The 7,658-nt window shown below is 37.0% G+C and carries 7 protein-coding genes and 1 pseudogene; all 8 read left to right on the top strand.

What is annotated here, in order from left to right:
- Window positions 1-105 (top strand): annotated as a pseudogene (locus V7149_RS10525) (bifunctional biotin--[acetyl-CoA-carboxylase] synthetase/biotin operon repressor); the annotation flags it as partial.
- A gap of 293 nt (window positions 106-398) precedes the next feature.
- On the top strand, window positions 399-1,235 hold the full coding sequence (panB, locus tag V7149_RS10520; protein ID WP_335345582.1) for a 3-methyl-2-oxobutanoate hydroxymethyltransferase: 837 nt from the start codon (window positions 399-401) through the stop codon (window positions 1,233-1,235).
- Window positions 1,232-2,080 carry a pantoate--beta-alanine ligase gene (panC, locus tag V7149_RS10515; protein WP_335345581.1) on the top strand — a complete coding sequence of 283 codons (849 nt, stop codon included), beginning with the start codon at window positions 1,232-1,234 and terminating at the stop codon, window positions 2,078-2,080. The genes panB and panC overlap by 4 nt, the downstream gene beginning before the upstream one ends.
- 11 nt (window positions 2,081-2,091) lie before the next feature.
- Window positions 2,092-2,478: an aspartate 1-decarboxylase gene (gene panD, locus V7149_RS10510; protein WP_335345580.1), complete on the top strand. Its 387-nt coding sequence runs from the start codon at window positions 2,092-2,094 to the stop codon at window positions 2,476-2,478.
- A 174-nt stretch (window positions 2,479-2,652) separates the two neighbouring features.
- The gene (gene dinG, locus V7149_RS10505; RefSeq protein ID WP_335345579.1) at window positions 2,653-5,454 is read left to right on the top strand and encodes an ATP-dependent DNA helicase DinG; all 2,802 of its coding nucleotides are present in this window, start codon (window positions 2,653-2,655) and stop codon (window positions 5,452-5,454) included.
- A 224-nt stretch (window positions 5,455-5,678) separates the two neighbouring features.
- A complete protein-coding gene (locus tag V7149_RS10500; RefSeq protein WP_335345578.1) occupies window positions 5,679-5,849 on the top strand; it encodes a YpmA family protein in 171 nt (56 codons plus the stop codon).
- Between the two features lie 14 nt (window positions 5,850-5,863).
- Window positions 5,864-6,337, top strand: a complete 474-nt coding sequence (locus V7149_RS10495; protein ID WP_335345577.1) for a cell wall elongation regulator TseB-like domain-containing protein — start codon at window positions 5,864-5,866, stop codon at window positions 6,335-6,337.
- Window positions 6,338-6,388: 51 nt separating this feature from the next.
- On the top strand, window positions 6,389-7,579 hold the full coding sequence (locus V7149_RS10490; RefSeq protein WP_335345576.1) for a pyridoxal phosphate-dependent aminotransferase: 1,191 nt from the start codon (window positions 6,389-6,391) through the stop codon (window positions 7,577-7,579).
- The last annotated feature ends 79 nt before the right edge of the window (window positions 7,580-7,658 follow it).

Raw genomic sequence — 7,658 nt, 5'->3', positions numbered from 1 at the left:
ATTCAAGGAAAGGCATTGGGTATTACTGAAGATGGTGTTCTTATGATAGAAGATGAAATGAGTAAAATCCACCATATTTACTCAGCCGACATTGAACTTAAATAAAAAAGTTTATCTAGTCAAATGAATCATTGATTTGTTATAATTAACGTGTCTAGCGTAAGCTAAATGATTGGGCAGTATCCTCAAGTTGAACTGCACCGTGTATGATTAGGTCATCAATGAAAAATTCTTTGAAACACCTAAAAATTAAAGATATTCTGCCTAGATCCAATAATGGACCGGGACAGAGGGATGAGACATAATAAAGAACGAAAGAAATTCGGAATCCTTCTGCTTACAGAAGGATTTTTATCTTTGTTTTTCACCCTCTTCCTTAATTCAAAGGAGGAATAAGGATGAAGCAAACGACTGATTTTTTGAAAATGAAGGAGAACGGTGAGAAGATTGCTGTTCTGACGGCTTACGATTTTCCGGCTGCTAAGCAAGCGGAAAAAGCCGGGGTTGATATGATTTTAGTTGGTGATTCACTTGGAATGGTTGTATTAGGATATGATTCAACCATCCCTGTTACGTTAGAAGACATGATTCATCATGGAAAGGCTGTCAAAAGAGGAGCTGGGGAAACCTTTATTGTCGTAGATATGCCATTCATGAGCTATCATCTGTCAGTTCGCGACACACTTATAAATGGTGCGCGTATTATTCAAGAAACAGGGGCACATGCCGTTAAAGTTGAAGGTGCAGATGAAGTGATTGACGGAATCGAAGCATTAACAAAGGCTGGTATACCTGTCATGGCTCATCTCGGACTAACACCGCAATCTGTCGCAGTGCTTGGAGGCTATAAGGTTCAAGGCAAAAATGCAGAAGCGGCTCGTAAGCTGATCGAAGACGCGAAAAAATGCGAGCAGGCTGGTGCGTTTGCCGTTGTATTAGAATGTGTTCCGAAGCAGCTAGCAAAGGAAGTTTCCGAATGCCTGACAATCCCGACAATAGGAATCGGTGCTGGCATTGAAACAGATGGACAAGTTCTTGTCTATCATGATGTACTTTCCTATGGTGTTGAAAGAGTACCGAAATTTGTTAAGAAATATTCAAATGTGAATGTAGTCATAGAGGAAGGTCTAACTGCTTATGTGGATGAAGTGAAACAAGGAGTATTTCCTGGAGAAGAGCATAGTTTCTCAATGAAAGAAACTGAGCTTTTAAGCTTGTACGGAGGGAAAGCATGAAAGTCATTACAACCATTAGCGACATGCAGCAAACAATGATTCGAGAAAAAATGTCAGGTAAATCAATTGGCTATGTCCCAACAATGGGTTTTTTACATGAAGGTCATCTGACATTAATCGATCATGCTCGAGAAGAAAATGATATAGTCGTACTAAGTATTTTCGTAAATCCGCTTCAATTTGGGGTAACTGAAGATTTAGGCTCATATCCTAGAGACTTTGACCGTGATAGTGCTTTAGCTGAACAACATCACGTTGACTATATTTTCCATCCGTCTGCAGAGGAAATGTACCCAGCACCCTTATCGGCAACCGTAATCGCTAAGGAGCGGACTGAGGTATTATGCGGGCAATCCCGGCCGGGCCATTTTGATGGTGTTGTAACAGTTTTAACGAAGCTTTTCAATATTGTTCAGCCGAATAGAGCTTATTTTGGCAAAAAAGACGCTCAGCAGCTAGCTGTTGTGGAGGGACTTGTGAATGATTTCCATTTCCCAATTGAGATTGTGCCGGTGGACATTGTGAGAGAACATGATGGGCTAGCTAAGAGCTCAAGAAATGTTTATTTGCTTCCAGAAGAAAGAGAGCAAGCACCATTTCTATACAAAAGTCTATTAGAGGCTAAAGCAATGATCGATGAAGGGGAAAGAGACTCTCAACAAATCATTTCGTCTATGAAAGAATTGATTTCTGAAAAGACGAGCGGAACGATCGACTATATTGAAATATACTCTTATCCTAATCTTAAAGAAATTGAGGAGCTAGAAGGCAACATTATTATTGCCTTAGCAGTAAAATTTTCAAAAGCACGGCTTATTGATAATTTGATATTAACTATTAATTAGGGGGAAACATCATGTTCCGCACCATGATGAATGGTAAAATTCATAGAGCAGTTGTGACAGAGGCTAATCTAAACTATGTCGGCAGCGTTACAATTGATACAGATATTCTTGATGCCGTTGGAATGCTTCCAAATGAAAAGGTACAAATTGTGAATAATAACAATGGGGCAAGGTTTGAGACGTATATCATTCCTGGAGAAAGAGGCAGTGGTGTCATTTGTGTGAATGGTGCTGCAGCTAGACTTGTCCAAGAGGGAGATGTTGTTATTATTATTTCCTATGCGCTAGTTGCTGAGGAAAAAATTTATATTCATCAGCCTAAAGTTGCTATAATGGGTGAAAATAATAGAATTAAGGAAATAATCAATAAGGAACCTGAAAAAACGATCATGATGTAAACATGCTTCTTATTATTAAAAGGCTGACCGGTAAAGACCGAGTCGGCCTTTTTGTCCAATACTCTTTTGAAAATAATGAAAATGGCCTAAAATATATAATGGATGGCATTAATTCTTTTTCTTTTTCCGTTTTTATGGTACCGTTTGATTGACTGAATGTTAGAGGTGTGTAGTATGTGTAATAAATATGTTGTAATCGATTTAGAAACAACAGGGAACGCCCCAAAGAAGGGCGATAAAATGATCCAATTTGCCGCTGTTGTTATAGAAAACGGAAAAATAGTTGAAGAATTTTCCTCACTTGTGAACCCAGGACAGTCAATCCCTCCATTCATTGAGGAGTTAACGGGTTTAGATGATGAGGCAGTAAAGGATGCCCCTGTTTTTTCTGAAATAGCACCAAAAGTCCTTACTTTATTAGAGGATGCTTATTTTGTTGCACATAATGTCCTATTTGATTTATCGTTCTTACAGGAGGAGCTCCTTCTAGCTGGCTACAATGGATTTTATGGACCAGTTTTGGATACAGTAGAGCTTTCTCGAGTATTTATGCCAACTGCAGATAGCTTTCAATTATCAGAATTGGCTTTTAGGGAAGGGTTAAATCATGAGCGTCCCCATCAGGCTGACAGCGATGCCTATGTAACTGCTGAGCTTCTGCTTCTCCTTTTGGACCGGCTAGAACGGCTGCCACTTTGCACGATCAAGCAAATTTATAAGCTTTCTGGCGGATTAAAAAGTGATTTAGATTTACTCATAGACTCAATTCTTACGAAAAAAGAAGCAATGGTCGAGGTTTTACAAAACGATCTTGAAATTCACCAAGGAATTGCACTGAAAATGTTTCATGAACAAGATACTGATGATGACAATGAGACACTAAATTATCCTAAACAGCAAGAAGCGAAAGAAGAGCTCTTCAAAAAGGCTTTTTCAAATTATGAAATTCGTTTAGGACAATTTAAAATGATGGATTCAGTATATCAAGCCTTTAAACATAAACGACATGCATTAATTGAGGCAGGCACAGGTGTTGGCAAATCATTAGCCTATTTAATTCCTGCTGCTATTTACGGAAAAGAAAACAGACAAACTGTCATGATTAGTACATATACAACACAGCTTCAGGAGCAGCTTCTTTCCAATGATATTCCTAAATTAAAACAGATGCTTCCATTTCCTGTTAAGGCAGTATTGCTAAAGGGAAGAAGCCATTATTTAAGTTTGGCTAAATTTGAGCAAACTTTAAAGGATTTAGATGATAATTACGACACTATTTTAACAAAAATGCAAATTCTTGTATGGCTCACAGAAACGAATACTGGGGATATAGACGAAATAAATTTGTCCAGTGGTGGAATGATATTTTGGAATAAAATCAAAAATGATGAGGCGATATTCCTTCAAAATAAATCTTGGATTTCAAGAGATTTTTATTTGCGGGCCCGAAAATCCGCTTTAAAAGCTGACCTGATCATTACGAATCATTCACTGCTGCTGAGTGATTTAGTTTCACACAATAAGATTTTGCCAGAATATAGTCACATTGTCATTGATGAGGGCCATCATTTTGTGAAAGTGTCCGGTCAGTATTTTGGCTTTTCTTTAGATTACTTAAAGACACGTTTTTTGATCAGCCGTATTGGGCATTTGGAACAGAAACAATTACTGTTTATGCTTGAACAAGTTCTAGAAAAAGCTGAGATTGAGAAGAAGCACTTAGTTCATTCTTTTGAAATGAATCAAATGATACAAGAACTTAGTTTTGAAATGGATGAGCTATTTAAGATTATAAGCATATTTGCAAAAAAGAAAACAAAATCCAGAAAAGGGTACAATCGGATTAGCAGCCGTTTTTTAGGTGATGATTCTAGTCATGAAAGCAGAGCGGTGCAAGCAAGTGCTGAAAGATTTTTATTTCTCATTAAGGATTTTACTGCAGAGCTAGAGAAAAGATTAAATGTCATGAGTATAATCAAGGAGAATCTTTCTGCCAGGGAAAAATCCTCATTGGAAGAGCTTGCTTCTGTTGTAGAAGAATTAAAAGAAATAGCTGAAGCCATTAAACATATCTTTTTACATCCATCTGAAGAATATGTTACATGGATCGACATGGATGTTCGATCTATGCAAAATGCTACTACCGTCTATTCACAGCCTGTTAAAGCAGGGCATTTATTAAAGGAAGAATTCTTCAGTAAAAAAGAATCAGCTGTTATCACTTCTGCAACCTTATCGGTGAAAAACTCATTCAACTATATGTTAAATGAACTGGGCTTGCAATTAACAGAATGCTCAGCAGAGCAAATTCAATCTCCATTTGATTATCATGAACAAGTAAAGCTCATCATTCCTGATGATCTTCCTGAAGTAAATTCTGTTTCATTGGATGAATATGTAATGTCCATTAGTGAACATATTATCTCCATAGCAGAAGCAACAAAAGGAAGGATGCTCATATTATTTACCTCTCATGAGATGCTCAAAAAAACATATGAGCTTATAAAAGAATCTGGATTTTTAAATGAATATGCCATTATTGCCCAAGGCGTATCGAGCGGAAGCAGATCGAGATTAACACGTAATTTTCAAAAGTTCGAAAAGGCAATTTTATTAGGAACGAATAGTTTCTGGGAAGGTGTAGACATCCCTGGAGAGGATTTAACGTGTTTAATCATCGTTAGACTTCCATTTTCACCGCCAGATGAACCTTTTACAGAAGCGAGATGTGAACAAATTAAGCAAAATGGCGGAAATCCATTTTCTGATTATTCTTTGCCGGAAGCGATTATTCGCTTTAAACAGGGATTTGGAAGACTGATTCGAACGAGAAGCGACAAGGGGTTTATTTTTATTTTTGATCGCAGATTGGTTACAACCCAATATGGAAAGGCTTTTTTAGATTCCATTCCGAAAATCCCTCATACAAAAAGTAATATAAATGGAATAGTCGAATTAATTAATAAATCTTTGTGAAATAAAGGAAATGGCTTGCGAATAATTAAAAAAGAGCTGCGCCTTTTAAGGCGCAGCCAATGACGTTGGTGGATTAGAAGAATTAATAGAATTTTTTATTCAAGCTGTTAGATGTAGCTGTTATACTGATATTTAAAGGTTAAAATGTTTCGTATATATAGCTTGTCCTATATTTACTTGTGTATTAATTACAAATATTGTACTACCTGAGGAGGAATTCCAGTATGGAAAGTAAAATTGAGGTTTTATCAACCGTGAAAATTCAACTAAGCCCTGACCTCTATAAAGTTGTTGATGCTTTAAACAGAACTTTAAAGGAAAATGATTTAATGTTTGGACTGGCACTTGATAAAGAGGATCAAAATAAAGCTGTTTTTTCGATTTATCGTACATAAGAAGAGTGACAAATGTGAAAAAAATAATTATTATAAGTTTATTGATATTTTCAATTATATTAGGATCTGGGGTTATTATTTATTTAAATGCAGTTGAGCCTGTTAAGGCAGCTGAAAAAGAAGCCATTGAAAGAGCCATGGAAGAAACGAGACTTTGGAAGGCTGAGGATTTTCAACTTTATCATGGACTGGAAACATATTTTGTCATTAAAGGGATAAATAAAGCTGGAACAAACATTTACGTCTGGGTACCTGAAAAAGAAGGACAGATTATTGTTAGAAAGGTGACAGATGGAGTTTCCAAACAGGAAGCAATTAATAAGCTAAAAGAAGAGAAAAATCCGAAAAAGATTATTTCCGTTCGCCTCGGTATGGAAAAGGATATCCCGTTATGGGAAATTTATTACCGGACAGAGGGGAATTTAATAAATTATTATTATGTTGATTTCAAAACAGGTGAGTGGCTAAAGAAGATAGAGAATTTATGATCCAAGTTCTTAATCTTCTTAAATGTCATTATGTGAGTGGAGGAAAAGGAAATGAACTTTCAATTAGCACAAAGAGTAAAAGCATTAACCCCATCGACAACGCTTGCCATTACAGCGAAAGCAAAAGAATTGAAGGAACAAGGCTATGATGTAATCGGGTTAGGAGCTGGTGAGCCTGACTTTAATACACCGCAGCATATTATTGATGCCGCCGTTAAATCGATGAATGAAGGACATACAAAATATACTCCATCTGCAGGTCTTCCTGCATTGAAAAAAGAGATCGTTAACAAGTTTAAAGCAGACCAGGGAATCGAATATGAAGCCTCTCAAATCATCGTGGGAAGCGGCGCAAAGCATGTCCTTTATACATTATTCCAAGCTATTTTGGATGAAGGGGACGAAGTAATTATCCCTACTCCATATTGGGTTAGCTATCCTGAACAAGTTAAATTAGCAGACGGTGTTCCTGTCTATGTTGAAGGTAAAGAGGAAAACGAGTACAAAATTACGCCTGATCAACTAGCAGAAGCATTAACGGATAAGACAAAGGCAGTTATAATCAATTCACCAAGTAACCCGACTGGTATGCTTTATACTGAAGAAGAGTTAAAGGCATTGGGCGAGGTTTGTTTGAAGCATAATATTCTGATCGTTTCAGATGAAATTTATGAAAAATTAGTTTATGGAAACAATAGACATGTTTCCATTGCTCAGCTTTCACCAGAGCTTAAAGAACAAACAATACTAGTGAACGGTGTATCAAAGTCCCATTCTATGACAGGCTGGAGAATTGGGTATGCAGCCGGCAATAAAGAATTAATTAAGGCAATGACAAATCTTGCGAGCCATAGTACTTCGAATCCAACAACAACTGCTCAATATGGGGCGATTGCTGCATATGCGGGTTCACAAGAGATGCTTTCAGAAATGCAAAAGGCTTTTGAACAGCGCTTAAATATTATTTACGATAAGCTTGTCGCTATTCCAGGCTTTACCTGCATTAAACCACAAGGTGCTTTTTACCTTTTCCCTAATGTGAAGGAGGCAGCTGAATTAACAGGCTTTGTAAATGTAGATGAATTCTCCCAAGCGCTCCTTGAGGAAGCAATGGTTGCCGTTATTCCTGGATCAGGCTTTGGTGCTCCTAATAATATTCGTTTATCCTATGCAACTTCCTTGGATTTATTAGAAAAAGCAGTTGAAAGAATCCATCAATTTGTTGAGAAGAAAATGAAATAACATTAAAGCGGCAGCTAAATATCTAGCTGCCGCTTTTGTTAGTTGCTTGTCTCTAATACAAAAGAGTATAATATATAGG

The organism is Bacillus sp. JJ1503, from assembly GCF_036965125.1.
Classification (GTDB): domain Bacteria; phylum Bacillota; class Bacilli; order Bacillales; family Cytobacillaceae; genus Cytobacillus.
This window is presented reverse-complemented; position numbering and strand designations above follow the sequence as displayed.

Excerpts from the sequence above, each read along its gene's own strand:
- V7149_RS10490 (WP_335345576.1), top strand. The coding sequence starts at position 6,389 with ATGAACTTTCAATTAGCACAAAGAGTAAAAGCATTAACCCCATCGACA.
- panD (WP_335345580.1), top strand. The coding sequence starts at position 2,092 with ATGTTCCGCACCATGATGAATGGTAAAATTCATAGAGCAGTTGTGACA.
- dinG (WP_335345579.1), top strand. The coding sequence starts at position 2,653 with ATGTGTAATAAATATGTTGTAATCGATTTAGAAACAACAGGGAACGCC.
- panC (WP_335345581.1), top strand. The coding sequence starts at position 1,232 with ATGAAAGTCATTACAACCATTAGCGACATGCAGCAAACAATGATTCGA.
- panB (WP_335345582.1), top strand. The coding sequence starts at position 399 with ATGAAGCAAACGACTGATTTTTTGAAAATGAAGGAGAACGGTGAGAAG.
- V7149_RS10500 (WP_335345578.1), top strand. The coding sequence starts at position 5,679 with ATGGAAAGTAAAATTGAGGTTTTATCAACCGTGAAAATTCAACTAAGC.